Here is a 24,951-nt window from a genome sequence, read left to right on the forward strand (position 1 = left end):
CCAAAAGATCACCGGGGGGAGGAGAGAGAGCATGAGCACGGACGCACCGTACCGCCAGTGGCAGTGCCGCACCTGCGGTTATATTTACGACGAGGCCGAAGGCTGGCCGGACGACGGCATCGCGCCGGGCACCCGCTGGGCGGACGTGCCGGAGGACTGGGTCTGTCCGCTGTGCGGCACGTCCAAGGACCAGTTCGACATGGAACCCGTCTGAGGGCGCGAAACGTCAGCCTATTGGTGGCCGGCCCACTCCTTCGCCCGCAGATCCTTGCGCATGATCTTGCCTGACACGGTCTTGGGTAGACTGGTGACGAACTCGATCTTGCGCGGATATTTGTAGGGCGCGGTGACGGCCTTCACATGGTCCTGCAGTTCCTTCACCAGTGCGTCCGAGCCGGTAAAGCCGGGCGCCAGGATGACGAACGCCTTGACCACCTCGCCGCGCGTCGGGTCGGGGCTGGCGACGACAGCGGATTCCGCCACCGCCGGATGCTCGATCAGCGCGCTTTCCACCTCGAACGGCCCGATGCGGTAGCCCGACGACAGGATCACGTCGTCGGCGCGGCCGACGAACCAGAAATACCCGTCGGCGTCCACCGTCGCCCGGTCGCCGGTAAGGTACCAGTCGCCGCGGAACACCGAGGCGGTGCGGTCCGGGTCGCCGCGATAGCCCTTGAACAGCCCCATCGGCCGGGCGGGCGCCACCCGCAGGGCGATGTCGCCCTCGGTGTCTGGCGGCAGCGGGTTGCCCGCCTCGTCGATCACCGCCAGCTCGATGCCGGGCGAGGGCTTGCCCATCGAGCCCGCCCGCACCGGCACGCCCTGGAAATTGCCGCACAGCAGGATGGTCTCGGTCTGGCCGTAGCCGTCCATGATCGCCAGGCCGGTGGCCTTGGACCAGGCGGCGATGACCTCGGGGTTGAGCGGCTCGCCGGCACCGACGCAGTGGCGCAGCGCCGGGAAGCGGCGGGCCGACAAGTCCTGCTGCACGAACATGCGGTAGGCGGTGGGCGGCGCGCACAGCGTGGTGATCGGGTGAGCCTCCAGCAGGTCGAGCGTCGCCGTGGCGTCGAAGCCGTGAGCGTGGTGGACGAACATCGCCGCGCCCATCAGCCAGGGGGCGAACAGGCTCGACCAGGCGGCCTTGGCCCAGCCGGTGTCGGAGAGGTTCCAGTGCAGGTCGCCGGGGCGCAGGTCGAGCCAGAACCGCCCCGTCACCTCATGGCCCAGCGGATAGCCGTGACCATGCACCGTCATCTTCGGATAGCCGGTGGTGCCGGAGGTGAAATAGCACAGCGCGTCCTCGTCGGCCGCCGTGTCGGCGATCGCTTCCAGCGGTGTGGCGGCCGCCCGGGCGGCCGTGTAATCGGTCCAGCCGTGGCGCGGGCCATCGACGTGCAGCAGTGCCGGGCGGGCATCGGAGTCGATCAGCGCCTGCTCGACATGGCCCGCGCAGTCGCGGTTGGAAATGACGGCGGTGGCGCCGGAGGCGCGCAGCCGGTAGCCGATGTCCTTGGCCGACAGCTGGGTGGTGCCGGGCGACGCCACCGCGCCCAGCTGCAGGCAGGCCAGCATCAGCTCCCACCACGGCAGTTCGCGTGACAGGATCACCAGCACGGTGTCGCCGCGCCGGACGCCGGCATCCGCCAGCACGGCCGCCGCCTGACGGGCGCGGGCCAGCATGTCGGCGAAGCTGAGCCGGACCACGGTCCCGTCGGCGTCGGTCCACAGCAGCGCCAGCGCGTCCGGCGTGCGGGTGGCCCAGTCGGCCATCACGTCGGCGACGAAGTTAAAACGCTCCGGTCGGCGCCACGTGAAGTGGCGCCGGGCATCCTCATAATCGAACGGCATGGTGTCTCAGCGTGCCATGTTGATGACGTGGAGCTGGGTGAATTCGTGCAGGCCCTCCTGCCCGAACTCGGCGCCGATGCCCGACTGCTTGGCGCCGCCGAACGGAATGTTGGGGCCGAAGTCGAGGTGCTTGTTCACCCACACCGTGCCGGTGTCCATCCGGCTGGCGATGTCGAACGCCGTGTCGATGTCGGCCGACCATACCGAGCCGCCCAGGCCGTAGGGCGAGGCGTTAGCGCGGGCCAGCGCGTCGTCGGCGTCGCTGAACTTGATGATCGGCAGAATCGGGCCGAACTGCTCCTCGTCGACGATCTTGGTGCCGTCGCTGACGTCGCGCACGATGGTCGGGCGGACGAAGAAGCCCGGCTGGTCGGGGATGGTGCCGCCGGCGACGATGCGGCCGCTGGCGCGGGCGTCCTCAAGGAAACCCTTGAGCTTCTCGAACTGCATGCGGTTCTGCACCGGGCCGATCTGCGTACCCTGCTTCAGGCCGTCGTCGACGATGGCCGCATCGGCGATCTTGGCCAGCTCGTCGCACAGCTGGTCGTAGATCGACTCATGGGCATAGACGCGCTTGATCGCCAGGCAGACCTGGCCGGCGTTGAAGAAGGCGCCACCGAAAATGCCCGGCGCGGCGGCCTTCGGGTCGGCGTCGCCCAGCACGATGGCGGCGTCGTTGCCGCCCAGTTCGAGCGTGATGCGCTTGATGGTGTCGGCGGCGCTCGCCATCACCTTCTTGCCGGTGTCGGTGGAGCCGGTGAAGGAGACCTTGCGCACGTCCGGGTGCTTGGTCAGCACATGGCCGAGGTCATTGGCGTCGGTGACGATGTTGACCACGCCGGGGGGCAGGATTTCGTTCAGCAGCTCGCCCAGCTTCAGCGTGGTCAGCGGCGTCGTCGGCGCCGGCTTGATGACCATGGTGTTGCCGGCCAGCAGCGCCGGCGGCATCTTGAAGGCGACGATCATCACCGGGAAGTTCCACGGAATGATCGCGGCCACCACGCCCAGCGGCCGGCGCTGGGTGACGACCTTGCGGTTCTCGTTGTCCTCGATGGTCTCCTGCGGCAGGTCGAGGGTGGCGAAGTAACGGAAGAAGGCGGCGGAATACTGGATTTCGCCCATGGCTTCCGGCAGCGGCTTGCCCTGTTCCTGGGTCAGCAGGCGGGCGAACTCCTCGGTGCGGGCCTCCAGCGCGTCGGCGATCTTGTTGAGCGCGGCCTTGCGCTCGGCGATCGGCGTCGCCGCCCAGCCGGGGAAGGCGGCCTTGGCGGCGGCCACCGCCGCGTTGACCTGGGCTTCCGAGGCGCGCGGGCAGGCCGCCAGCACTTCCTCGGTGGCCGGATTGATCACATCCATGGTCATATCGCCCGGCACCAGTTTGCCGCCGATCAGCAGTTTATAGTCGCTCATCAATCCTCTCCCCGGAAATCGATCAGGCCGTCACGGCCTCGTGCAGATTCAGTTCGTGGCGCATGGCATCGCGCATCAGGAATTTTTGCACCTTTCCTGTTACCGTCAATGGAAAGGCGTCGACAAAGCGGATGACCTTGGGAATTTTGTAGTGGGCGATCTGGCCCTGGCAGAACGCGACCAGCGTCGGCTCGTCCAGCGTGGCCCCGTCGCGCACGCGAATCCAGGCGCAGACCTCCTCGCCGAAGCGCTCGCTGGGAATGCCGAACACCGCGACGTCCAGTACCGCCGGGTGGCGCAGCAGATAGTCCTCGATCTCGGCCGGATAGACGTTCTCGCCGCCGCGAATGATCATGTCCTTCACCCGGCCGACGATCTTGGCGTGGCCGGTCGCGTCGAAGGTCGCCAGGTCGCCGGTGTGCATCCAGCCGCCGTCGTCGAGCACCTGGGCGGTGCGGGTGGCGTCCTTCCAGTAGCCGCGCATCACGGAATAGCCGCGCACCAGCAGCTCGCCGGCATGGCCCAGCGGCACCATGCGGCCCTGCTCGTCGACCACCTTGGCCTCGACGAAGGGGTGGATGGTGCCCACCGAGCCGACGCGCGCCTCCAGCGGTGCATCGGCCAGCGTCTGGAAGCTCACCGGGCTGGTTTCGGTCATGCCATAGCAGATGGTGACGTCGCGCATGTGCATGTCGGCGATCACCCGCTTCATCACCTCGACCGGGCAGGGCGCGCCGGCCATGATGCCGGTGCGCAGGCTGGACAGGTCGAAGCGGGCGAATTCCGGGTGGTCGAGCTCGGCGATGAACATGGTCGGCACGCCATAGAGCGCGGTACAGCGCTCCGCCTGCACCGCCTCCAGCACGCTGCCGGGCTCGAAGGCATCGGCGGGGAACACCATGGTGGCGCCGTGGGTGACGCAGTTGAGCACCGCCATCACCATGCCGAAGCAGTGGTACAGCGGCACCGGGATGCACAGCCGGTCCTCGGCGGTGAAGTTCATCCGCTCGCCGACGAAGAAGCCGTTGTTGAGGATGTTGTGGTGGGTCAGCGTCGCGCCCTTGGGGGCGCCGGTGGTGCCGGAGGTGAACTGGATGTTGATCGGATCGTCCGGCGACAGGCCGGCCTGGCGGGCCGCCAGCGCCTCATGCTCGCGCGGGCCGCCGGCCTCCAGCACGCCGTGGAAGGTGAGCATGCCGTGCGGCGCGGTCTCGGTCATCAGGATGGCGGCGCGCAGCAGCGGGATGCGGTGGGCGCTCAGCGCGCCGGGCGCGCAGTGGTCCAGCTCGGGCGCCAGCTCGTGCAGCATGGCGGCGTAGTCGGAGGTCTTGAAGCGCTCGGCGAGCACCAGTGCCTTGCACTCGGCGGTGTTGAGCACGTGCTCCAGCTCGGCGACCCGGTAGGCCGGGTTGATGGTGACGAGAATGATGCCAGCCTTGGCGCTGGCCAGCTGGGTCAGCAGCCACTCCATGCAGTTGGGCGCCCAGATGCCGAGCCGGTCACCGGGCTCCAGCCCGAGGGCGATGAAGCCGGCCGCCAGCCGCTCGACCTCGCGGGCGAGCCGGTTCCAGCTCCAGCGGATGTCCTGGTGCCGCACCACCAGCGCCTCGCGGTCGCCGTGCGCGGCCACGGTCAGGTCGAAGGCCTCGCCAATGGTCTGGTAGCGCAGCGGCACGTCGCTGGTGCCGCACAGATAGCTCGGCGGTGTTGGGCTCACAGGTACGGCGCTGCTCGTCATGGCAGGTCGAATCTCCCCTCGGGAATTGACCGGATAGGCGAGCCTGGGTGGCCGGCCTATCCGGGGAATTCGCTATTGCCGGACCGGTCAGGCGGGCGGAACGATGTCCGGCCCCCTGGCCGCGTCCGGCTGGTCGTCACACTGTGCGCCGGGCGGCGGTTATCTGTTCTGGCCGCCCGGTGCTGCCTGCTTTTAGAACTCGTAGTTCAGGCTGATGCCCCACGTCCGCGGACGGCCGTAGTAGCGCTCGATCATGCCAAGGAAGAAGCCCCCGTTGTCGATGTTGCCCGACAGGTCGAAGGTCTGGACCACGTATTTCTTGTCGAACACGTTGTCGACGAAGAAGCGCAGGTTCCAGTCCTCGCTGCCGGCATTGTAGGTCACCGACGCATTGGCGATGGCATAGCCCTTGTTGGTGGAGGCCGGCGTCTGCAGCAGCGCGAAATAGTGCTTCGAGCGATACTGCGCGTCCGCCTGCAGCGCGACGGTGCCGTCGCCCACCGGGAACTCGTAGCGCAGCAGGCCCGAGAGCGTCCACTTGGGCGTCTGCACCGGCGTCAGCGACGCACCCGGCAGGATCGGGTCGACCGTGCCGTCCGCCGTCTCCACCGGCACGGTGATGCCCGGCACGTCCTTCACCTTGGCGTCGACATAGCCAACGCCGATCTTGGCATCGAGGCCGTCGGTGATGTTGCCCTGGAACTCCACCTCGAAGCCCTTGTTCTTCGCCTGGGCGTTCAGCGTGAAGGTGTCCAGACCGATGATCGAGAAGGCCTGATAGTTCTTGTAGTCATAGTAGTAGGCCGACGCGTTGAGCTGGGCCCGGCCGCCGAACAGGTCGTACTTGAAGCCGGCCTCGAAGGCGTCGAGCTTTTCCGGGTCGTAGCTCAGGAACTCGTCCGTCACGTAGATCGACGTCGGCAGCAGGGCGGCGTTGAAACCGCCCGACTTGGCGCCCCGGTTCCAGCTGGCATAGAGCAGCAGGTCGTCGTTGGGCTTGTAGTCGAGCTGCAGGCGCGCCGACCAGTTGCCGTCCTTGCGGCTGCTGGCATAGGGATCGACGCCGTCAAAAACATCGACGATCGCCGGATCAAGGCCGGACACCGTGGTATCGGGGAACAGTGCGAAGATGTTGCGATACTGGAACTTCTTCTTTTCCTCGATCCAGCGGAAGCCGCCAGTCAGGGTCAGCTGATCGGTGATCGAATAGGCCAGCTGGCCAAACAGCGACCAGGTCTTGGTGTCGGTCTTGTACGGGTTGCGGACGCCGTTGACGCCGAACTCGCTCAGGCCGAGATCCTCGGTCCAGCCCGGTGCATAGACGCCGTTGGAGTCGTTGATCTTCAGGTGCATGTAGTAGAAGCCGGTCACCCACTTCAGCTTGTCGGTGTCGCCGGCCAGCCGCAGTTCCTGGCTGAACTGCTGGGCGTCGGTGGTCAGGAAGAAGTTGAAGTAGTTCACCGGCGAGGAGTCGGAGTCCTCGATGTAGTCGCGCTTGACCGACTGGTAGTCGGTGATGCTGGTCAGCTCGCCGATGCCGGTGTTGTACTTCAGCGTGCCGGTGAAGCCATAGGTTTCCAGGTCGTTCTTGCCCGGGAAGTCATAGTCGCCGGCATAGGGGTCGCCGTCGGTGTCGTTGTAGCCGTCGAGGTTGGAGTTCGGCTGGTCCGGCGTCGGGGTGGCGTCCGGGTTGATGGCCGAGACATATTCGAAGAAGCCGGTGCGGATGTCCTGCTGCGAATAGCGGGCGTTGAGCAGCACGCTGAGGTCGTCGTTGGGGGTGAACAGCAGCTGCAGACGGCCGGCGAATTCGTTGGCGTTGTTCAGCTTGTCGCCCGGGCGGACGCGGTTGGTGACATAGCCGTCACCCTGGTGCGTCGCCACCGACAGGCGGGCGGCCAGCGTGTCGTTGAGCGGGACGTTGATGGCGCCCTCGGCCTTGAACCGCTGCCAGCTGCCATAGCTGAAATTGCCGTAGCCGCCGAACTCCTGGCTCGGCTTGACGGTGATGTAATGAACCAGACCGCCGGTCGCGTTGCGGCCGAACAGCGTGCCCTGCGGGCCGCGCAGCAGCTCGACGCGCTCGGTGTCGAACAGCAGGAAGCCGGCGCCCGACATCTGGCTGATGTAGACTTCGTCGACATAGACGGCGACGGGGCTTTCGGTGTTGGTGGTGAAGTCGTTGTTGGCGACACCCCGGATACCGATGGAATAGTTGGCCTCACCGTTGGGCTGCAGCGTGCTGACGCCCGGCGCCAGCGAGGTGACCTGCTGGGCGTTGGTGTAGCCCAGCGCCTTGAGCTGGTCGCCGGAAATGGCGGTGATGGAAATACCGACGTCCTGGACGTTTTCCGCGCTTCTGGGCGGTGACGATGATCTCCTCGGCGAACACCGAGGTCGGTCCCTCGGCCTTGGCGGCTTCCTGGGCGAACGCCGGCAGCGCCAGCATGGCGGTCAGGCCGGCCGCGGAAGACAGCAGCATCAGTCGCGGAAAATGCCGTGATTGTTTTGTCATGTTAGTCCCCTTTCGATTTCCCATCCTGTTGGTCGGCCGGTTTTCCGGCCTTGGTGCCGGGCCGCGAGGCCCGGGTTGTCAGGGCTCTCCCCGATTGGTGTCGCGTGCCGTGCTGCCTGTCGCGCCGAGCAGTGCCGCGCGTGTGCGGCTGGCATCGGTGCGCAGGGGCTGGCTGCGCAGCTTCTTGATCTCCTGTGCGGTGTAGGGCCGGAAGTCGGCCGGCATGTTGTCCGGGTCGAAGCGGACCAGCATCCAGTTCATCAGCTCCGCCAGCGCGGCGTCACTCAACGGGGCATCGGCGACGCCGGGGACGCGGCCGAGATAGGCACGACCCTCGGGGGTGCCGAGAAACTGCGCCACCTCTCCGGCCATGTTGGGGGTGGCGTTGGGCCGGCCGGCGGCGTCGGGACCGTGGCAGCCCTGGCAGTTCAGCACCCAGTGCTGCCAGGCGCGCCGGGGGTTGTCGACCCCGGCGACCCCCGCGGCCGCGGGCCAGGAAGCCAGCAGGCAGGCGGCGATCAGCCAGGGGCGCGGACGGTTCACTTGGTCGCCGCCTTCGCCGGCAGCGCCGGCCGCATCTTCATCACGTCGGCGGCGCGTTTGCCCTTGTGGGTGGCGCGGATGGCCGCCACTTCCTCGGCGGTGAACGGCTTGGCCTTGCTCGCCGGCTTGATGATGCCGGTGAGCACATGGTTGAGCAGTGCCGCCGCTGCGTCATCCTTGAGACCGACCTGGGCCGGCATGAAGCCACGATAGGTGCTGGCACCCACCTTCATTTCGCCGGTGAGGCCGGCCGAAATCACCATCACCAGATAGTCCCGCCCGCCCGGTGCCTCCGCCAGTGCCGCGACATGGCCATCCAGCGGCGGGAAGGAGCCGGGGACGCCGGCGCCGGACGCCAGATGGCAGGCGGCACAGCGCTTGTAGAGCGCGGCGCCGTCGGGCGCGCTCTGGGCGTAAGCGGCACCTGCCGCCGTCAGCAGCGCGACCGAGGCCAGGGGGGCAAGCATACGCAACACACGCATTATTTTGGCTCCGTGGCGACGCCGATGAGCACGGCGGTCGAGCAGTTGTAGATGGCGCTGGAGGTGCCCAGGCACCAGTTGATGTCGTTGTTGGCCTGCGGCCGCACCATCGGCCGGTCGCCCTCGTTGCGGTTGCACAGGCAACGGCCGCAGCTGGTGATGCCGCAGCAGTCGTTGTAGGAAATGATGTAGTTGCGGTTGTCGGCCGGGTTGAGGCAGGTGCCGATCCAGGTGATCGGTGACATCTCGGTGCCCGGCGGGCAGGTGCTGGCCGATCCGCCGCAGCAGCTGCACAGGAAGCCGTCGATGGCGCAGTAGCGCCAGTATTCGCAGGTGGTGGGGTCACCGGGATCCTGCGGGTTGCCGGTCGACTCCGGCGGCAGGCCGTAGCCGGAGCCACCGCCGGACGCGGCGCGGGCGACCGGCAGCAGCGGCAGACCGGCAGCACCGGTCACCGCGCCTCCCAGCAGCGTCAGCATGCTGCGCCGAGACGTCCGTCGGGCCAGACCACGGAACATCCGTTCAGTCCAACGATCCATTCCTGCCACTGTTCTTCTCCCCGAACCCTGGTGGACCAGGGTCCACCGATGACAATAGAGGTTTGTGTGTCGTCCGTCTTGTCTTGCCGTGCCGGGCCGTTGTGCCGGCGTGCCGCCGGCGGTTCCGGTGTGCCGGCGTGCCGCCGCTACCGGCGGGCGAGATAATCCTGAATGTTGGCGACGCCGCGCTCCTTGGCCTCGAACAGGCTTTCCAGATGCTCGCGGGTGTTGACCAGTCCCATGGACGCGATGCGGCCGCTCTCGTCGATCAGCACCGCGTAGGGCAGCTTGCCGACGCCGAAGGAGCGACCGAGCAGTTCCGAGATCACATAGGGAAACATGCCGAGGTTCTGGGCGGCGACGAAGGCCTTGTGGGCGGCGGCGTCGCCGTCGCTGGCCAGCACGATGTCGAGCCACGTCTTTTCCGATCCCGCCGCGGAACGCAGCACCGGCAGGAACGACTTGCACAGCGGGCAGTCGGGCGACAGGAAGAACAGCAGCTGGCTGCGGCCGTCGCGCGCGCCGCCCACTTGCAGCTGGCGGTTGTCGAGTGTGGTCACCATCAGGTCGGGCGCGGTGTCGCCGGCCTTGACCGCGCCAGGCAGCGACAGTGCGCCGGCCGGGGCGATGCGTTCGTGCAGCACGCCGATCTGGCGGGCCATGGCGATGCAGATGGCGCCCAGCACCAGGACGGCGATCCACAGCAGGATTTGCGAGGCCACGATATAGGACATGGAGGTCAGCCCTTTCAGCGCCGGCGGTTGGCGAGCGGTTTGAGCGCGGCGATCTGGTCGATGGCCACATAGAGGGTGAGGAAGGCGAAGCCGCCCAGCAGCGCGCCGGCATCGGTGGCCGGGCTGGTCAGCGGCGGCACGGCGGCCACCATCAGCGCCAGCGCCATCAGCGTCAGGTTGCGCAGGATGGCGAACCAGCCCAGCGGTGCCGGGTGTTCGCCGAAGCTGCACCCGCAGTCGAAAGAGCGCCGGCCGCGCGCCAGGGCTGCCACAAGTGAGGTGAGGTAGGCAAACCACAGGCCCGCGGCCAGCATCCCGCCAACCGCGATGGTGGCGGGCAGAAACATCAGGATCGCCGCCGCCACCTCGACGGTGCCGGCCGCCACCAGCCCCAGCGGCGCGACCGCCAGCGGCAGGCCGGTCAGCGTCGCCACAGAGGCGGTCAGCCGGTCACGATGACGCCACTTGTGGGCGGCGGAGATCAGCAGCAGCGCGGCGACGAACACAGCCGCCGTGGCGCCGAGCGTGCGAATGACATCAAGCAGCATGCCGGACTCCGTCCCTTAGCGTGCGGCGTGCAGCACCATCGGGCTGTCGGCGAGGCGTCCGGCCAGGCTGCGCACCAGCTTGCCATCGGCGCCGTAGACATCGAGGGTGCCGGCCAGGCTGCTCACCGCCAGCAGCGGCGCGGGGCCGCGCGTGGCCTCGATGGACAGGCCGGGGTTGGTGAGCGTGATACGCTGCACCCGGGTCTTCTTGGCGGCGTCGAACACCCAGACCTCGGTGCCGCCTTCCTTGTGGCTGCCCTCGCGGCCGTTGGACTGCATCAGCACATACAGGCGCCCGGTATCGTCGCCGGTGGTGACCTGCCAGCCGCTCGGCCGCCAGCCGGCCTTGGCTTCCTCCGGTGTCACCAGCGACCAGCCGGGCAGGACCTTCGGCGTGTCGGCGCGGAAGTCGATGGGCTGCACCTTGCCGGGGAAGGTGGCGAAATGGGCGACGCCACCGGCGGTCGCCGGCATCAGGAACATGGCGTTGTTGTCGATGTCGTGGAACGGCTTGGACACGCTCTGGCCGGCCAGCTTGCCGGCGGCGTCGAGCCGGAACGTGGTCAGCGTGCCGTTGGCGCACAGCATGGAGAAGCCGCGCGCGCCGGTGGGATAGACCAGGCTGCACCCCGGGGTCTCGATTTCCTCGACGACGGTGCGGTTGATCAGGTCAAGCACCCGCACCGAGGCCGCCGGCGTGAAGTTGAACAGCAGGCCCAGCCGCTCGTTGTCGGTGAACTGCAGGGTGTTCTTCTGCGTCACCACCTGGCCGCGCTTGCCGCCGGGCAGCACGATTTCGCCGGTCGGCTGCAACGTCGCCGAGTCGTAGATGGTGACGACGTCGGTGCGCTCGCCGGTGGTCAGGCGGGAGAACATGGTCTCGGCGACATAGATTTCCGGCCGGGTGCTGGCCTGCAACAGGCTGCCGAACTGGGCCACCCGGAACATGCCCTTGAAGTTGCGGGTCTCGGCGGTGAGGTCGACGATGACGCCGCGGCCGTCGAGGATGCTGGGGAAATGCAGGTCGTGCAGCAGCATCCAGCTGCTGGGATAGCGCGCGGGCAGGGTCTCGATCGTGCCCAGCGGCTCCACCGGCAGCGGCTCGGCGAAGGTTCCGGCTCCCGCCGGTGCCGCCAGCGCTGCCGCCAGCGCCACGCTCGACAACAAGCCGGACAACGGACCCGCCAAGAAGGACACCGGACGACGGACACCTGCGCGCATCATTGTAACTCCCTGTCAGCGCCATGGCACCACGGGCCGATGGCGATCTCCCTGACGCGGCGGTCGGCTGTTGTTGCTTGTTGCCGGTGCCCGCCTGCGACGGTGGCAATATTGGGCACTTGCCAAACCTTGGTCAAGTGTCAAATATTGGCCTGCGGTTGTCCGATTGATGGTCCGCGCCTATCTCACGCGTGGTTGACTGTTGCCGGAGTAGCTGATGGCGGAAGTGCCTTCCCTGAAAGTCCGCGCCCGTCCAGGCACTTACGCCCGCGGACTGGAGTCGGTGGAGCAGATACTCGGTGCCGCGCTGACGGTGCTGGTCGATGAGGGCTACCGCGCATTGACGCTACGGCGCATCGCCGCCGAGTGTGGCCTGAAGGTGGGCAACGTCACCTACTACTTCCCGACCAAGGACGCGCTGGTGCGCGAGCTGCTGGACAGCGTGCTCAATGGCTATGAAGATGTTTTCCTTGAGCTTATTGAACGCCTCGACATGTCCGACGAGCAGAAGCTCGACGCCTATGTCCGGCTCATCCTCGATGACATCCTGACCAAGCGGACGACTCACCTGTTTCCCGAGTTGTGGGCGATGAGCAACTACGACGCGGTGACGGCGCAGCGGGTCGACGAGCTGTATGTGCGTGCCCGCAGCGTGCTGGTGGAGCTGATCGGGCGGCTCAACCCGGCGCTGGACGAGGACGAGCGCCAGACGCTGGCGCTGTTCATTTCGGCGTCGCTGGAGGGGCTGACGGTGTTCGCCGGCCACAAAAAGCCGTGGTCGCGGCGCATGCCGTGGCTGGCCAATATCGCGTCGAAGTCGGCGTTCGACCTCATCACCACCATCACGCCGGACGATGTGCGCGGGCTGGACCGCCGGGAAGTGGCGGCGGTGCTGTGAGCGCCTGACGGCGTGTCACGCCGCGCCGGCGGTGCGGCGGGCCTTGTCGAGTTTTTTCAGCAGCATGTCGCGCTTCAGCTTCGACAGATGATCGATGAACAGCACGCCGTTCAGATGGTCCATCTCGTGCTGGATGCAGGTGGCCAGCAGGCCGTCCATCTCTTCTTCCCGGGTGTTGCCGTCATAGTCGAGGTAGCGCACCCGCACCCGCGCCGGCCGCTCGACATCGGCATACTGCTCGGGCACCGACAGGCAGCCTTCCTTGTAGGCGCTGAACTCATCGGATTCCCAGACGATCTCCGGGTTGACGAAGAAGCGCGGCGTCTTGACGTCGTTTTCCTGCAGGTCGATCACCAGCACCCGCTTGGGCACCGCGACCTGGATCGCCGCAAGCCCGATGCCCGGCGCGGCGTACATGGTCGCCAGCATGTCGTCCATCAGCGCGCGCAACGCGTCATCGACCCGCTCGACGGGCTCGGAAATCGTCCGCAGGCGCGGGTCGGGTGTCTCGATGATGGGCAGCAGGGCCATGATGTCAGGGGTCCGTCAAACGCGATGAAGCTTACTCTATATGTCCGGTAGAGCTAGGGATGACGCGCCCCGGGGTCAAGTCCGCCGGATGTCGCGCCCCGACGGCGAGCGGCGCGACGCCTGCTTGTAGCGGGGGTGCCAGCCTGCCGGTCAAACCGGCGAGACCAGCCTGCCGGTCAAACCGGGGTGCCTATCTGCCGGTCAAACCGGGGTGCCTATCTGCCGGTCAAACCGGCGAGCGCGCCTTCAGCGCCTGGGCGAGCGTGCCGTCGTCGAGATAGTCGAGCTCGCCGCCCACCGGCACGCCATGGGCAAGCTGGGTGACCCTGACGCCGGTGCCCTCCAGCCGGTCGGCGAGATAGTGGGCGGTGGTCTGGCCCTCCAGCGTCGCGTTCATCGCCAGAATGACCTCCGTCACGCCGCCGTCGCGCGCCCGTGCCACCAGCCGGTCGATGCCAAGGTCTTCCGGCCGCACCCCGTCAAGCGCCGACAGCCGGCCGCCGAGCACGTGATAGAGGCCGCCGAAGCTGCCGGCGCGGTCGAGCGCCCACAGGTCCGACACTTCCTCGACGACGCAGATGACCGTGCGGTCGCGGCGCGGGTCGGCGCAGATGCCGCAGGGGTCGCGGGTGTCGACGTTGCCGCAGGTGGTACAGGTGGTCAGCCGGTCGGCCAGCGTCTGCAGGGCGCCGATCAGCGGATTGAGCGCCGTCTCGCGCTTTTTCAGCAGGTGCAGCACGGCGCGTCGCGCCGAGCGCGGGCCAAGGCCGGGCAGCTTGGCAAGCAGCGAGGTCAACTGATCGATTTCCGGTGACGCCATGGCGTCGACCTAGCCTGCCGGCGCGGCGGCGGCAAGGGGGGAGGTCGGGCGGCGTCGGGGCGCGGTGGCGCGCCGGCCTCTCAGGCGTCCGGGCCGGTGTAGGTGCAGCCCTCGCGGAACGAGCCGCGATGGACGCGCACGCGGATCAGCTCCGGCGCCTGTACCGCCACCTTGTCCCAGATCCAGGCGCAGATGCGCTCCAGCGTCGGGCGTTCGAGGCCGGGAATCTCGTTGAGATACTTGTGGTCGAGCTGGTCGCGCAGGCTGTCGCAGATCGCCTGCAGCTCGGCGAAGTCGCGAATCCAGCCGGTCCGCGCGTCCGGCGTGCCGCGAAACGTCAGTTCGCAGTCGAAGCTGTGCCCGTGCAGGCCGGCATAGAGATGGCCGGGCTGCACGTTGGCCGCCAGCTGGTGGGCCGCGTCGAACACGAAGGACTTGGTGATTTCGTACGCCATGATGCGGCGCGGCATAAAGCAGATTGCCCCGCCGGGCAAGGTGGCAGCCGGTCGCCCGGCCCGGGCGGGCCGTGCTGCTGTGTTGCCGTCCTGCCGCGTCGCCACCCTCGCCCGGCCGCATTCCGTTCGCCCTCGTCATGCCCGGGCGTGTCCCGGGCATCCACGCGATCACCGCCTGTCCCGGAAAAGGCACCACCCTGCGGCACCGCTGGTCGTGGATGGCCGGGACACGCCCGGCCATGACGGGCCGAGGAAGGGGTGGAGGTCTGCCTTGCGCATGGCCCGTAGCCGGCCGCAGGGCCGCGCTGGGCGCGATTCCGGGATGGTCCGGTGGGTGGGGTGCGGAAATAGTCAAAAACCTCTTAATGGGCGTTTAAAAGCGATTAAGCGCCTCGATGATTTTAACTATGATAAATAGTATAGATCATATGGACTGAATGTCGGCGGCTGTCAGGTGTCCGCGCCGCCCGCGGCGGGGGGCTGCCGTGCCGCCGTCTCGGCGGCCTCCGCCGCCGCCTCGAAGGCGAGCAGGATCGAGCCGTGGCGGGACTTGAATTCGCGGGCCGGGGCGAAGATCTCCAGCTCTCCCCAGCCGCCGTCGCCATGGGCGGACCAGTCGACCGGCGTGCCGGCGAGGAAATCGCGCATGGCATCACGCGCGGCGGCGAGCTCCGTGGGGGTGCGGCCGATCACCCGCTGGCCGACCAGACAGGCGGCGGCCTGGCCGAGCGCGCAGGCGCGCACCTCCTGGCCGAAGCGGGCAACCCGGCCGTCGGCGCCGAGGTCGAGGTCCACCGTCACCCGGCTGCCGCAGATCGGGCTGACCCGGCGCACGCTGGCCTGCGGGTCGGCAAGCCGTTCCTCGTGCGGGATCGAGGCCGCCAGCCGCAGGATGCGCGTGTTGTAGAGCTGCTCGGTCATCGCGCCGTCGGCTCAGGCCCGGCGCCAGACGGTGCCGGCCGGGCCATCCTCCAGCACCACGCCGGCGGCCTTGAGTTCGTCGCGGATGGCGTCCGCCGTCTTGAAGTCGCGCGCCTGCTTGGCGGCGGCGCGGGCGGCGATCCTGGCCTCGATGGCATCCGCGTCCAGGTCGGAGTCGCCGGTCCCGCCCTGGAACCAGGCGTCCGGGTCCTGCTGCAGCAGGCCAAGCAGGGTGGCGCCCGCCTTCAGGCCGGCGAGATCGCGGGCGTCCGCCAGCCTGGCCAGTGCCGCCAGCGCCAGCGGCGTGTTGAGATCGTCCTCCAGCGCCTCGACCACGGCGGCCGGGGCCTCGGCGGCGGCGGTCACATCCTGGCCGCGCAGCAGGCCGTAGAGCCGGTCGAGGGTGCGTTTCGACTGCTCCACCAGCTGGTCGTTCCAGTCCAGCGGCTGGCGGTAGTGCGCCGACAGCAGCGCCAGCCGGACGGTCTCGCCCTTGACGCCGGCGGCGAGAATCTCGCTCACCAGCAGTACGTTGCCCAGCGACTTCGACATCTTCTCGGCGTCGATCGACAGGAAGCCGTTGTGCAGCCAGTAGCGCGCCAGCGGCGCGTGGTTGGCGCACACCGACTGGGCGATCTCGTTCTCGTGGTGGGGGAAGATCAGGTCCTGCCCGCCGCCGTGGATGTCGATGGAGCGGCCGAGATGCGCTTCAATCATCGCCGAGCACTCGATGTGCCAGCCCGGCCGGCCGCGCCCCCACGGGCTGTCCCAGCCCGGCTGGTCCGCCGTCGAGGGCTTCCACAGCACGAAGTCGGCCGGGTCGCGCTTGTAGGGCGCCACTTCCACCCGGGCGCCGGCGATCATGTCGTCGCGGTTGCGCCGGGACAGCGCGCCGTAGCCGTCGAACGACGGCACGTTGAACAGCACGTGGCCGTCGGCGGCGTAGGCGTTGCCGTGGGCGATCAGCCGCTCGATGAGGGTGATCATCTGGGCGATGTGGTCGGTGGCGTGCGGGTCGATGGTCGGCGGCAGGACGCCGAGTGCCGCCATGTCGTCGAGGTAGAAAGCCTCGTACTTGCCGGTCACCGCCTTGATGCGGTCGTTGATCGGCAGGGCCGGGTCGAGCGCTTCGGCGGCCTTGTTGATCTTGTCCTCGACGTCGGTGATGTTGCGGGCATAGACCACCTGGTCGGCGCCATAGGTGCGTCGCAGCAGCCGGAACAGCACGTCGAACACCACCGGCGGCCGGGCGTTGCCGATGTGGGCGCGGGTGTAGACGGTGGGGCCGCAGACATACATCGTCACCCGCCGGGGGTCGGCGGGGATGAAGGCGTCCTTGGCGCGGGTCAGCGTATTGTAAAGGTGCAGGCTCATGGCGCGTGTGTAGCCGCTGGCCGCGCGCGAGAGAAGAGGCTTGGGCGGGTGGCGGCGGTTCCTCGGGCCGGCGGCGGGCGGGCGCGGGGGCGGCGCCTCGGATCAGATGTCGACTTCCTTGTCGCTGCTCTTCTCGAACAGCTTGTCGAGTTCCCGGCGTTCCCTGTCGGAATAGCCGTCGCCCGCCGGCGGATGGTCGGGGGGCAGCAGCATGCCGTTCACCATTTCACCATCGCCCTCCTCGCCATGCTCCTCGCGCACCCAGCCGATGAAATCCGACACCAGGTTGGCGGAGGTGGAGACGACGCCGTAGGTCTTTGCACCGGCGATCCAGTCCGGCATTTCGTCATGGTCGAGGAAGAGCCCCAGGAACATGTAGGCGAAGCTGACGATGATCAGCCCGCGCGCCATGCCGAAGGCGCCGCCGCCCAGCCGGTCGAGCGGGGCGAGCGCGGAACTCTTGACCCGGTTGCCGAGCAGGGTGGCGGCCAGCCGTACCAGCGCCACCGTCACCAGCACGATCAGCACCAGGGCGGCGATGTCGCCGCCGGCGTCCGAGCCGATCGAGTCGCGCATCCAGTGGGAGATCGGGGTGAACAGCAGCTTCAGCGCCAGGATGGCGGCGATCCACGCGCCCAGCGACAGCAGTTCCACCACCAGTCCGCGACTGATGCCGTAAAGGCCGGAAAGGCCGACGATGGCCAGAACGAAGATGTCGAAAGCGGTCATGGATGTCCGCCAGAAAACACACACTGAACTGGCAGTTAGGCCGTCCCCGTCAGATGGTCAACCAGCTGGGCGAGGCTGGTGAAGCCAGTCGTGGCGATTTCGCGACCACTGTGGCCGGCGGTGCCGCTGGCCGGCGCCAGCGCCCGGGAAAAGCCCAGCTTCGCCGCCTCCTTCAGGCGGGCGACGCCCTGCGACACCGGCCGCACCTCGCCCGACAGCGCGATCTCGCCGAACACGATGGTCTCGCTCGCCAGCGGCCGGTCGGCCAGCGCCGAGACCAGCGCGGCGGCGACGGCGAGGTCGGCCGCCGGTTCCGTGACGCGCAGCCCGCCCGCCACGTTGAGATAGACCTCGCAGCCGGCGAAGCCCAGCCCGCAGCGCGCCTCCAGCACCGCGAGAATCATCGCCAGCCGGCCGGAGTCCCAGCCCACCACGGCCCGCCGGGGGGTGGCGCCGGTGGGCACCCGCACCACCAGGGCCTGGATTTCCACCAGCACCGGCCGGGTGCCCTCCATGCCGGCGAACACCACCGAGCCGGAGACCGGCTGGTCGCGATGGGTGAGGAACAGTGCCGACGGGTTGGCGACCTCGGCAAGGCCGCTTGTCACCATTTCGAAGACGCCGATCTCGTCGGTGCCGCCAAATCGGTTCTTCACCGCGCGCAGGATGCGGAAGCTGTGGGCCCGCTCGCCCTCGAAGTAAAGCACGGTGTCGACCATGTGCTCCAGCACGCGCGGGCCGGCGATCTGGCCGTCCTTGGTGACATGGCCGACGAGGATGACCGCGGCGCCACTGGTCTTGGCGTAGCGGATCAGTTCCTGGGCGCAGGCGCGCACCTGGCCCACCGTGCCGGGCGCGGCCTCCAGCTGATCGGAATAGAGGGTCTGGATCGAGTCGATCACCACCAGCGCCGGCGGCGTGCCGGCCTCCAGCGTGGTCAGGATGTCGCGTACCGCGGTCGCCGCGCCCAGCTGCACCGGCGCGCCGGCGACGCCCAGCCGCTCGGCGCGCAGCCGCACCTGGTCCATCGCTTCCTCGCCCGAGACATAGACCACCGCGTGGCCGGCCGTGGCCAGCCGGGCCGCCGCCTGCAGCAGCAGGGTGGACTTGCCGATGCCGGGGTCGCCGCCGATCAGCACCGCCGAGCCCGCCACCAGGCCGCCGCCCAGCACCCGGTCGAACTCGGGGATGCCGGTGGCCCGGCGCGGCGGCGGCGCCACCTCGGCGGCCAGCGGCGCCAGCTCGATGCGCCGCCCGCCCGAGCGCAGGCTGTGCTTGGCGGCGAACGGGGTGACGACGGGGGCGGCCTCCTCGGCCAGGCTGTTCCACTGGCCGCAGTCCGGGCATTGGCCGGCCCACTTGGGTTGGCTGGCGCCGCAGGACTGGCAGACGAAAAGGCGTTGCGGTTTGGCCATGGCAGCGATGTTCCCGTTATGTTCATGTCGGGATAGCCGGAATCGCCGGCGACCGCAAGGGGCCGTCGGCAGGTCGGGCGGGGCTGGCCGGGGGGTGCGGTGTCAGCCGCGCTTGATGTCCATCTGGATCGGGCCGTCGGCCTTGCCGTGGACGAACTGGTCGACATAGGGGTTGCCGCTGTCGTCGATGACCGCGCGCGGGCCTTCCCAGACGATCTTGCCGTGGTAGAGCATCGCCACCCGGTCGGCGATCTTGCGCACGCTCGACATGTCGTGGGTGATGGTGATGGTGGTGGCGCCCAGATCGCGCACCCGCTCGACGATCAGGTGGTTGATGACGTCGGCCATGATCGGGTCGAGCCCGGTGGTCGGCTCGTCGAAGAAGATGATCTCCGGCTTGGCGGCGATGGCGCGCGCCAGCCCGACCCGCTTCTGCATGCCGCCCGACAGCTCGGCGGGCTTGAGGTCGGCGACGTCCGGGTTAAGTCCGACCCGGCGCAGGTTCTCGATGGCGACCTCGCGGGCCTCCTTCGCCTTCATGCCGTGGCCCTGCATCAGGCCGAAGGCGACGTTGCGCCAGACGGGGAGCGAATCGAACAACGCGGCGCCCTGAAACAGCATGCCGAATTTGTCGAGCACCCGCCGGCGCGCGTCCCCGCGCAGGCCGACCACGTCCTGGCCGTCCACCTGAATGCGCCCGGCGTCGGGCTTGAGCAGCCCCAGCACGCACTTCAGCAGTACCGATTTGCCGGAGCCGGAGCCGCCGATCACCACCAGCGACTGGCCGCGCGCCACCGAGAGGTCGATGCCATCGAGCACTACCTTGGGGCCGAAGCGTTTGGAGACGCCGGTGAGCGCGATCTTGGCCGGCGTCGGGGCGGGGGTGGGGGCGTTGCTCATGAGCCGAACACGATCACGGTGATGATGAGGTTGGCGAGCAGAATCAGGATGAAGGCCGAGACCACGGCGTTGGTGGTCGCCCGGCCGACACCGGCGGCGCCGCCGCTGGAGGTGTAGCCGTGATAGGAGCCCATCAGCGCGATGATGAAGCCGAACACCGCCGCCTTGACCAGCGACGAGGCGACGTCGTCCCATTCCAGATACTGGTGGGTGACCTTGAGATAGTTGGCGGGGTTGAAGCCCAGCCGCTCGGTGGCGATCAGGAAGCCGCCCATCACGCCGATGATGTTGGCGACCATGGTCAGCAGCGGCAGCACCAGCACCGAGGCCCAGATGCGCGGGGCGATCAGATACTTGAACGGTTCCGTCGACAGCGTGGTCATGGCGTCGATCTGCTCGGTCACCCGCATGGTGCCGATCTCGGCGGCCATCGAGGATGACACCCGGCCGGCCACCATCAGGCCACCCAGCACCGGCCCCAGCTCGCGCACGATGCCGATGACGGTGATCGCCGCCACCGCGCTTTCGGCGTTGAAACGGGAGCCGCCGACATAGATCTGCTGGGCCAGCGCCGCGCCGGTGAACAGCGCTGTCAGCCCCACCACCGGCAGCGAGAAATAGCCGATGTGCAGCATCTGCTCGGCCACCCGCCCGAGATAGAAGGGCGGGCGCACCATGTGCGATACCGCGAGCCCGGCAAAGCGGGCGAGGCGGCCGATGGCGCCCAGGCTGGCGATGGTGAAGCGGCCAATGACCGCGAGAACATCAGGAATCAGCGACACGCGGGCCCTCACTGCTGGCCAAGGTAGCGCCGGTCATAGCGGTGCCCGAGGGTCGTCAGCAACTCATAATGCGTCAGACCGGACCACTGGCTCGCCTCGTCGAGGCTGATGCCGCCGCCCAGCACGCTCACCCAGTCGCCGGTGGCGCAGGCGGGCGCGTCGGTGACGTCGAGCGTCACCAGGTCCATCGACACCCGGCCGACCACCGGGCAGCGGGTGCCGGCCACCACCATCGCGCCCCGGTTGGAGAAGCCGCGCAGATAGCCGTCGGCGTAGCCGATGGCGATGGTGGCGATACGGCTGGGGCGGGTCGCCCGCCAGGTGGCGCCATAGCCCACGGTGTCGCCGGTCCCGATGGTCTTGAGCTGGAGAACCTGGGCCTCCACATGCGCGACCGGCCGCAGCCGGTCGGCCAGCGCCGGGTGCACGACGCCACCATAAAGGCCGATGCCGGGGCGGACCAGATCGAAGGCGAAGCCGGTGCCGCGAGCAATGCCGGCGGAATTGGCGAGACTGCGGCGGGCCACCGGCAGATCACGGGCAAGGCGCGCGAACGCGTCGCGCTGGACCTCGCTCATCGGGTTGTCCGGCTCGTCGGCGCAGGCGAGGTGGCTGAGCGCGAGGTCGAGGGTCAGGCCGTCGAGATCGAGGCCCGCCAGCTGGTCCGGGCGCAGCCCGAGCCGGTTCATGCCGGTGTCCAGCATCAGGTCGCACGGCGCGCCGGCCCCGGCGTCGTGGCGCCACTGTGCCACCTGCTCCGGCGCGTTGAGCACCGGCTGCACGCCAAGCCCCCGCAGCGCCGGCACGTCGCCCGGCAGCAGGCCGCCCAGCAGGTGCACGGTCGCGTCGGGCAGCCGCTGACGCACCGCCGCGGCCTCGGCGAGCGTGGCGACGAAATAGTCCTGGCAGCCCTCGCGCCACAGCCGGTCCAGCGTGTGGTCAAGCCCGAGGCCGTAACAGTCGGCCTTGACCGCCGCCCCGGTCCGCGCGGCGTCGGCCAGGGTCGCGAAAGTGCGGTAATTATGGGCGAGCGCGTCGAGATCGACGCTCAGGCGGGCACGGGGGCAGGAAAGCGGCGACATGCTGTGCACCGATAACGAGCGGGGGGGCGAATGGCAAACGCTCGTGATGTCGTATTAACCTTCTTTATGGTATCACTGCCTCAAGCGGCGGGGCGTGATCAGGGAGAGGTTCGGCCCATGATTGGCAGGCGGTTGTTGGAGCATTGCGGCACCGGGGTGTTCCTGGGCACGACATTGCTGGCACTGCCGGTCGCGGCGGCCATGTGCGGCGTGCGACTGGCCGGCTTCGGCCTGGTCGCGGCGACCTTCGGCGGCATGCTGGCCCTTGATACCCTGCGCCGCGTCGCGATCGGGCCGGATGGCCGCCGGCAGGCGCGCGCGGTGGCGCTGGCGATGCTTGCAAGCCTGTTCCTGCTGGCACTGACCGCGACACTGGTGGATTTGTCGCCGCCGGAAAATGAATCGCCCGAAGACGTAACTGCATATTGAACGCCCCCACACTCTTCGTTATAGGGGCGTCCTTCCGACGCGTGCGGTCGTGGCGGAATTGGTAGACGCGCAGCGTTGAGGTCGCTGTGGGGTAACTCCCGTGGAAGTTCGAGTCTTCTCGACCGCACCAGTCTGGCCGGCCTGACCTCGCCGGCCCGCGGGCTCCCGAAGCCCCCCGGTCATCCCACTTTGCCGACCTTGTGCCACGCCGGAACCGCCGGCGGGCGCCTCACAGCGTCGCCAGACTGCCGAGAATGACGGTGGCCTGGCTCGACAGCGTGCCCCCATTGCCGTGCGCCAGCGCCACCTCGACGTCGGCAAGCTGGTTGGCGGCCTCGCCGCGAATCTGCCGCGCCGCCTCGACGATGGCGAACAGACCGTACATGCCGGGGTGGCAGCATGACAGGCCGCCGCCGTTGGTGTTGACCGGCAGGCTGCCGCCGGGGCCAATGTGGCCGTCGGCGACGAAGCGGCCGCCCTCGCCCTTGGGGCAGAAGCCGAGGTCTTCCAGGAACAGGATCGTGTTGATGGTGAAGGCGTCGTAGAGTTGCACGACATCGATGTCGGCCGGGCCGACGCCGGCGGCGGCATAGGCGCGCGGACCGGATTCCGCCGCCGCGGTGACAGTGACGTCGGGCGCCTGGGCGATGGCGTTCCACCAGGTGGCGGCGGCGGCGCCGAGCAGCGGCACCGCCGCGCGCGGCAGGTCGCGGGCCCGTTCGGTACGGGTCATGACGATCGCCGCCGCGCCATCGGTGACCAGGCAGCAGTCGCGCGTCGACAGCGGCGAACTCACCAGACGGGCGCTCAGGCAGTCCTCGATGGTCAGCGGCCCGCGCGCGAAGGCTTCCGGGTTGGTGTTGGCCCAGGCGCGCGCCGCCACCGCCACGGCGGCCAGATCCGCCCGCGTGGTGCCGTAGTCGTGCATGTGGCGGGCCGCCGCCAGGGCGTAGGAGGACATGGGAAACAGTGGCCTGTACGGCGCGTCCCAGCTGTTGCTGGCGATCATGGTGCGCAGCTTGCCGCCGTTGGTGCGCTGGTTGGAGCCATAGGCGATCAGGGCGGTGTCGATATAGCCCGCCTCCAGCGCCAGGGCGGCGGTGATCATGTGGCTCATGAAGGCCGAACCGCCGGTGCGGTTGTTGTCGGTGAAGCGCGGATTGAGACCGAGATATTCGGCGAACGACAGGCCGGAGAGAAAGTCGTCGGGCAGGCAGACGAACAGCCCGTCGATGTCATCCAGCCGCAGGCCGGCGTCGGCCACCGCCAGCAGTCCGGCCTTGGCCGCCAGCTCCAGCGATGTGAAGCCCGGCGCCTCGCCGATGCCGTAGGTGGCCAGCCCGGCGATGGCGGCCTCGCCGCGGGGAAAGGTGCCGCCCATGGTCTCAGGTCTCCAGCGGGACAAAGACGAGCAGTGGCGCGCCATCGGCGTCGATGATGCGGGCGCGCACCCGCTGGCCGATGCGCAGGGTGTCCGGTGTCACGCCGTCGACCCGGCTCATCAGGCGCGCGCCTTCGTCGAGGTCCACCAGCGCCACGTTATAGGGCGGCGTCGGCGGCTTCTGCGCCACCCAGGTCAGCGAATAGACAGTGCCCAGCCCGCAGGCCTCGAACCAGTCGAGGTCGGCGTCGCCGCGCCCGGGCTCGGCCAGCCGGGGCGGAAAGATCACCGCGCCGCTGGCGCGGGCCCGTTGCAGCAGGATGCGGCCTTGCGACAGTGCGTGCCGCCAGATCGCCTCCGGGCCGCCTGCTGCCGTTGTCTCCGGTGTCATCATGATCGCGCGCCTCAGGCCGGCCGGGCGAGGCGGACGGCGCCGCGCTCGGCCAGGGCGGCGATGTCGGCCTCGCTCAGCCCCGCCTCGCGCAGGACGGCCGCGCTGTCGGCGCCCAGTGCCGGGCCGGGCTCGCCGATGGCGCCGGGCGTCGCCGAGAAGCGGGTGGGAATGCCGGGGAAGCGCAGCGTGCCGGCGTCGGTTTCCTGCTGCTGCCAGAAGCCGGTGGCGGTCAGGTGCGGGTCTTCCAGCAGGTCGGACAGGCTGGCGATCGGCATCGCCGGGATTTCCGCCGCCCGCAGCAGCTCCATCCAGTCGCCGGTGGTGCGTTCGGCCATCACCTCGGCGACGCGGGCGAGCACGGTGGCGATGTTCTCCGTGCGCGAGCGCATGGTGGCGAACATCGGGTCGCGCGACCAGTCGGGGTCGCCGATTGCCGCGAAGAAGGCCCGCCAGTGCTTGTCGTTGTAGATCATGACCCCGATGTAGCCATCGCGGGTGCGGTAGGGGCGGCGGGTCTCGGCGGTGGCGCGCGGATATTCCGGCGGCCCCAGTGGCGGCACGAACAGCGATCCGCACAGATGCTCGACGGTGGCGAACGACACCAGCGTCTCGAACATCGGCACCTCGATCTCCTGGCCCGCGCCGGTGCGCTCGCGCGCGAACAGCGCCGCCATCACCGCGTAGGCGCCGGTCAGCCCGGCCACCTTGTCGGCAACGACGGTGGCAAGATAGGTCGGCACCCCGCCCGACAGCCGCGCCTGCAGATCGACGATGCCGGAGGCCGCCTGCACGATGTCGTCGTAGGCGGGGTAGTCGCGGTAGGGGCCGTTACGGGCAAAACCGTAGAGGTTGGCGTAAATGATGCGCGGGTTGGCGGCCTGCAGCGCCGCGTAGTCGAGCCCCAGCCGGGCGATCGCCTGGGCGCGCATGGAGTGGATGAACACGTCCGCCGTTGCCGCCAGTCGCAGCAGCACCGCGCGGGCCTCCGGTTGCTTGAGGTCGAGCACCAGGCTGCGCTTGCCGCGGTTGACGTTCATGAACATGCCGCCACGCGCCGGATCGTGGCCCGGTGGCAGGTAGCGGGTGGTGTCGCCGTCCGGGCTTTCCACCTTGATGACCTCGGCGCCGAGGTCGGCGAAAATCTGCGTCGCGTAGGGCCCCATCAGCACACTGGTGAGATCCAGCACCCGCACGCCCGCCAGCGGTCCCTGGCCACGACCGCTCATGCCGGGACTCCCGGCCGGCCGTGTCGCACGCGT

The 24,951-nt window shown here is 68.8% G+C and carries 27 protein-coding genes and 1 tRNA gene; 4 read left to right on the plus strand and 24 right to left on the minus strand.

The features are described from left to right. The first annotated feature begins 31 nt into the window (after nt 1-31). A complete protein-coding gene (locus ABU113_RS05275; protein ID WP_454558446.1) occupies nt 32-214 on the plus strand; it encodes a rubredoxin in 183 nt (60 codons plus the stop codon). A 17-nt stretch (nt 215-231) separates the two neighbouring features. On the opposite strand, the gene ABU113_RS05280 is transcribed toward ABU113_RS05275, so the two are convergent. The 11 genes from ABU113_RS05280 to ABU113_RS05330 all read right to left on the minus strand — a co-directional run bounded on the left by ABU113_RS05280 (nt 232) and on the right by ABU113_RS05330 (nt 11,548). Continuing rightward, nucleotides 232-1,851, minus strand: coding sequence for an AMP-binding protein (locus tag ABU113_RS05280; RefSeq protein WP_454558447.1), 1,620 nt, complete (start codon nt 1,849-1,851; stop codon nt 232-234). 6 nt (nt 1,852-1,857) lie between these two features. Continuing rightward, entirely contained in the window at nt 1,858-3,261 is a 1,404-nt protein-coding gene (locus ABU113_RS05285; RefSeq protein ID WP_454558448.1) for an aldehyde dehydrogenase family protein, read from the minus strand. A gap of 22 nt (nt 3,262-3,283) precedes the next feature. Next, a complete protein-coding gene (locus tag ABU113_RS05290; RefSeq protein ID WP_454558449.1) occupies nt 3,284-4,999 on the minus strand; it encodes an AMP-binding protein in 1,716 nt (571 codons plus the stop codon). 192 nt (nt 5,000-5,191) lie between these two features. Next, a complete protein-coding gene (locus tag ABU113_RS05295; protein WP_454558551.1) occupies nt 5,192-7,330 on the minus strand; it encodes a TonB-dependent receptor in 2,139 nt (712 codons plus the stop codon). Then, nucleotides 7,221-7,481, minus strand: coding sequence for a hypothetical protein (locus tag ABU113_RS05300; protein ID WP_454558450.1), 261 nt, complete (start codon nt 7,479-7,481; stop codon nt 7,221-7,223). The genes ABU113_RS05295 and ABU113_RS05300 overlap by 110 nt, the downstream gene beginning before the upstream one ends. 111 nt (nt 7,482-7,592) lie before the next feature. Further along, nucleotides 7,593-8,057 (minus strand): c-type cytochrome, encoded by a 465-nt coding sequence (locus ABU113_RS05305; protein ID WP_454558451.1) that lies wholly within the window; start codon nt 8,055-8,057, stop codon nt 7,593-7,595. Continuing rightward, on the minus strand, nt 8,054-8,539 hold the full coding sequence (locus ABU113_RS05310; protein ID WP_454558452.1) for a c-type cytochrome: 486 nt from the start codon (nt 8,537-8,539) through the stop codon (nt 8,054-8,056). Before ABU113_RS05310 ends, ABU113_RS05305 begins: the two co-directional genes overlap by 4 nt. Beyond that, a complete protein-coding gene (locus ABU113_RS05315) occupies nt 8,539-9,087 on the minus strand; it encodes a methylamine dehydrogenase light chain (RefSeq protein ID WP_454558453.1) in 549 nt (182 codons plus the stop codon). The genes ABU113_RS05310 and ABU113_RS05315 overlap by 1 nt, the downstream gene beginning before the upstream one ends. A gap of 137 nt (nt 9,088-9,224) precedes the next feature. Further along, a complete protein-coding gene (locus tag ABU113_RS05320) occupies nt 9,225-9,812 on the minus strand; it encodes a redoxin family protein (RefSeq protein WP_454558454.1) in 588 nt (195 codons plus the stop codon). A 14-nt stretch (nt 9,813-9,826) separates the two neighbouring features. Then, nucleotides 9,827-10,360, minus strand: coding sequence for a MauE/DoxX family redox-associated membrane protein (locus ABU113_RS05325; protein ID WP_454558455.1), 534 nt, complete (start codon nt 10,358-10,360; stop codon nt 9,827-9,829). A 15-nt stretch (nt 10,361-10,375) separates the two neighbouring features. Next, nucleotides 10,376-11,548 (minus strand): amine dehydrogenase large subunit, encoded by a 1,173-nt coding sequence (locus ABU113_RS05330; protein WP_454558456.1) that lies wholly within the window; start codon nt 11,546-11,548, stop codon nt 10,376-10,378. A 250-nt stretch (nt 11,549-11,798) separates the two neighbouring features. Here ABU113_RS05330 and ABU113_RS05335 point away from each other — a divergent pair, with 250 nt between their 5' ends. Beyond that, a complete protein-coding gene (locus tag ABU113_RS05335; RefSeq protein ID WP_454558457.1) occupies nt 11,799-12,479 on the plus strand; it encodes a TetR/AcrR family transcriptional regulator in 681 nt (226 codons plus the stop codon). A gap of 15 nt (nt 12,480-12,494) precedes the next feature. Here ABU113_RS05335 and def read toward each other — a convergent pair whose 3' ends face one another. The 10 genes from def to alr form a co-directional block, all read right to left on the minus strand. Beyond that, nucleotides 12,495-13,010, minus strand: coding sequence for a peptide deformylase (gene def, locus ABU113_RS05340; RefSeq protein ID WP_454558458.1), 516 nt, complete (start codon nt 13,008-13,010; stop codon nt 12,495-12,497). Between the two features lie 226 nt (nt 13,011-13,236). Then, the gene (gene recR, locus ABU113_RS05345; RefSeq protein WP_454558459.1) at nt 13,237-13,830 is read right to left on the minus strand and encodes a recombination mediator RecR; all 594 of its coding nucleotides are present in this window, start codon (nt 13,828-13,830) and stop codon (nt 13,237-13,239) included. Between the two features lie 80 nt (nt 13,831-13,910). After that, entirely contained in the window at nt 13,911-14,285 is a 375-nt protein-coding gene (locus ABU113_RS05350) for a 6-pyruvoyl trahydropterin synthase family protein (protein ID WP_454558460.1), read from the minus strand. 450 nt (nt 14,286-14,735) lie between these two features. Next, nucleotides 14,736-15,206 carry an iron-sulfur cluster assembly scaffold protein gene (locus ABU113_RS05355; RefSeq protein ID WP_454558461.1) on the minus strand — a complete coding sequence of 157 codons (471 nt, stop codon included), beginning with the start codon at nt 15,204-15,206 and terminating at the stop codon, nt 14,736-14,738. Nucleotides 15,207-15,218: 12 nt separating this feature from the next. Further along, the gene (gene cysS, locus ABU113_RS05360) at nt 15,219-16,580 is read right to left on the minus strand and encodes a cysteine--tRNA ligase (RefSeq protein WP_454558462.1); all 1,362 of its coding nucleotides are present in this window, start codon (nt 16,578-16,580) and stop codon (nt 15,219-15,221) included. A 102-nt stretch (nt 16,581-16,682) separates the two neighbouring features. Next, nucleotides 16,683-17,309, minus strand: a complete 627-nt coding sequence (locus ABU113_RS05365) for a CvpA family protein (protein WP_454558463.1) — start codon at nt 17,307-17,309, stop codon at nt 16,683-16,685. Nucleotides 17,310-17,344: 35 nt separating this feature from the next. Next, entirely contained in the window at nt 17,345-18,724 is a 1,380-nt protein-coding gene (gene radA / locus ABU113_RS05370; RefSeq protein ID WP_454558464.1) for a DNA repair protein RadA, read from the minus strand. Between the two features lie 102 nt (nt 18,725-18,826). After that, nucleotides 18,827-19,624 carry an ABC transporter ATP-binding protein gene (locus ABU113_RS05375; protein WP_454558465.1) on the minus strand — a complete coding sequence of 266 codons (798 nt, stop codon included), beginning with the start codon at nt 19,622-19,624 and terminating at the stop codon, nt 18,827-18,829. Then, nucleotides 19,621-20,406, minus strand: a complete 786-nt coding sequence (locus ABU113_RS05380; RefSeq protein WP_454558466.1) for an MlaE family ABC transporter permease — start codon at nt 20,404-20,406, stop codon at nt 19,621-19,623. Before ABU113_RS05380 ends, ABU113_RS05375 begins: the two co-directional genes overlap by 4 nt. A gap of 8 nt (nt 20,407-20,414) precedes the next feature. Further along, nucleotides 20,415-21,488, minus strand: coding sequence for an alanine racemase (gene alr / locus ABU113_RS05385; RefSeq protein ID WP_454558467.1), 1,074 nt, complete (start codon nt 21,486-21,488; stop codon nt 20,415-20,417). Between the two features lie 30 nt (nt 21,489-21,518). Between alr and ABU113_RS05390 the strand changes: the two genes are divergently transcribed. Further along, nucleotides 21,519-21,917, plus strand: coding sequence for a hypothetical protein (locus ABU113_RS05390; RefSeq protein WP_454558468.1), 399 nt, complete (start codon nt 21,519-21,521; stop codon nt 21,915-21,917). Between the two features lie 43 nt (nt 21,918-21,960). Continuing rightward, nucleotides 21,961-22,047 (plus strand) — tRNA-Leu (locus tag ABU113_RS05395). 99 nt (nt 22,048-22,146) lie between these two features. On the opposite strand, the gene ABU113_RS05400 is transcribed toward ABU113_RS05395, so the two are convergent. Genes ABU113_RS05400 through ABU113_RS05410 form a run of 3 tightly spaced genes read right to left on the minus strand, consistent with a single transcriptional unit; the run spans nt 22,147 to nt 24,918 of the window. Next, nucleotides 22,147-23,298: an acetyl-CoA acetyltransferase gene (locus tag ABU113_RS05400; protein WP_454558469.1), complete on the minus strand. Its 1,152-nt coding sequence runs from the start codon at nt 23,296-23,298 to the stop codon at nt 22,147-22,149. 4 nt (nt 23,299-23,302) lie between these two features. Next, nucleotides 23,303-23,692, minus strand: coding sequence for a Zn-ribbon domain-containing OB-fold protein (locus tag ABU113_RS05405; protein WP_454558470.1), 390 nt, complete (start codon nt 23,690-23,692; stop codon nt 23,303-23,305). Nucleotides 23,693-23,703: 11 nt separating this feature from the next. Next, nucleotides 23,704-24,918 (minus strand): CaiB/BaiF CoA transferase family protein, encoded by a 1,215-nt coding sequence (locus ABU113_RS05410; RefSeq protein WP_454558471.1) that lies wholly within the window; start codon nt 24,916-24,918, stop codon nt 23,704-23,706. Nucleotides 24,919-24,951 lie beyond the last annotated feature (33 nt).

The sequence above is a fragment of the Parapedomonas caeni genome (genome assembly GCF_041060555.1).
GTDB lineage: Bacteria > Pseudomonadota > Alphaproteobacteria > Sphingomonadales > Sphingomonadaceae > CAUJIW01.

Bases quoted from the DNA above. Each gene is read 5' to 3' on its own strand.
- alr (WP_454558467.1), bottom strand. From the start codon at position 21,488: ATGTCGCCGCTTTCCTGCCCCCGTGCCCGCCTGAGCGTCGATCTCGAC.
- ABU113_RS05275 (WP_454558446.1), top strand. From the start codon at position 32: ATGAGCACGGACGCACCGTACCGCCAGTGGCAGTGCCGCACCTGCGGT.
- ABU113_RS05405 (WP_454558470.1), bottom strand. From the start codon at position 23,692: ATGATGACACCGGAGACAACGGCAGCAGGCGGCCCGGAGGCGATCTGG.
- ABU113_RS05375 (WP_454558465.1), bottom strand. From the start codon at position 19,624: ATGAGCAACGCCCCCACCCCCGCCCCGACGCCGGCCAAGATCGCGCTC.
- ABU113_RS05285 (WP_454558448.1), bottom strand. From the start codon at position 3,261: ATGAGCGACTATAAACTGCTGATCGGCGGCAAACTGGTGCCGGGCGAT.
- ABU113_RS05400 (WP_454558469.1), bottom strand. From the start codon at position 23,298: ATGGGCGGCACCTTTCCCCGCGGCGAGGCCGCCATCGCCGGGCTGGCC.
- radA (WP_454558464.1), bottom strand. From the start codon at position 18,724: ATGGCCAAACCGCAACGCCTTTTCGTCTGCCAGTCCTGCGGCGCCAGC.
- ABU113_RS05325 (WP_454558455.1), bottom strand. From the start codon at position 10,360: ATGCTGCTTGATGTCATTCGCACGCTCGGCGCCACGGCGGCTGTGTTC.
- ABU113_RS05390 (WP_454558468.1), top strand. From the start codon at position 21,519: ATGGCAAACGCTCGTGATGTCGTATTAACCTTCTTTATGGTATCACTG.
- ABU113_RS05335 (WP_454558457.1), top strand. From the start codon at position 11,799: ATGGCGGAAGTGCCTTCCCTGAAAGTCCGCGCCCGTCCAGGCACTTAC.
- def (WP_454558458.1), bottom strand. From the start codon at position 13,010: ATGGCCCTGCTGCCCATCATCGAGACACCCGACCCGCGCCTGCGGACG.
- ABU113_RS05320 (WP_454558454.1), bottom strand. From the start codon at position 9,812: ATGTCCTATATCGTGGCCTCGCAAATCCTGCTGTGGATCGCCGTCCTG.
- cysS (WP_454558462.1), bottom strand. From the start codon at position 16,580: ATGAGCCTGCACCTTTACAATACGCTGACCCGCGCCAAGGACGCCTTC.
- ABU113_RS05355 (WP_454558461.1), bottom strand. From the start codon at position 15,206: ATGACCGAGCAGCTCTACAACACGCGCATCCTGCGGCTGGCGGCCTCG.
- ABU113_RS05350 (WP_454558460.1), bottom strand. From the start codon at position 14,285: ATGGCGTACGAAATCACCAAGTCCTTCGTGTTCGACGCGGCCCACCAG.
- ABU113_RS05310 (WP_454558452.1), bottom strand. From the start codon at position 8,539: ATGCGTGTGTTGCGTATGCTTGCCCCCCTGGCCTCGGTCGCGCTGCTG.
- ABU113_RS05300 (WP_454558450.1), bottom strand. From the start codon at position 7,481: ATGCTGCTGTCTTCCGCGGCCGGCCTGACCGCCATGCTGGCGCTGCCG.
- ABU113_RS05365 (WP_454558463.1), bottom strand. From the start codon at position 17,309: ATGACCGCTTTCGACATCTTCGTTCTGGCCATCGTCGGCCTTTCCGGC.
- ABU113_RS05290 (WP_454558449.1), bottom strand. From the start codon at position 4,999: ATGACGAGCAGCGCCGTACCTGTGAGCCCAACACCGCCGAGCTATCTG.
- ABU113_RS05280 (WP_454558447.1), bottom strand. From the start codon at position 1,851: ATGCCGTTCGATTATGAGGATGCCCGGCGCCACTTCACGTGGCGCCGA.
- recR (WP_454558459.1), bottom strand. From the start codon at position 13,830: ATGGCGTCACCGGAAATCGATCAGTTGACCTCGCTGCTTGCCAAGCTG.
- ABU113_RS05410 (WP_454558471.1), bottom strand. From the start codon at position 24,918: ATGAGCGGTCGTGGCCAGGGACCGCTGGCGGGCGTGCGGGTGCTGGAT.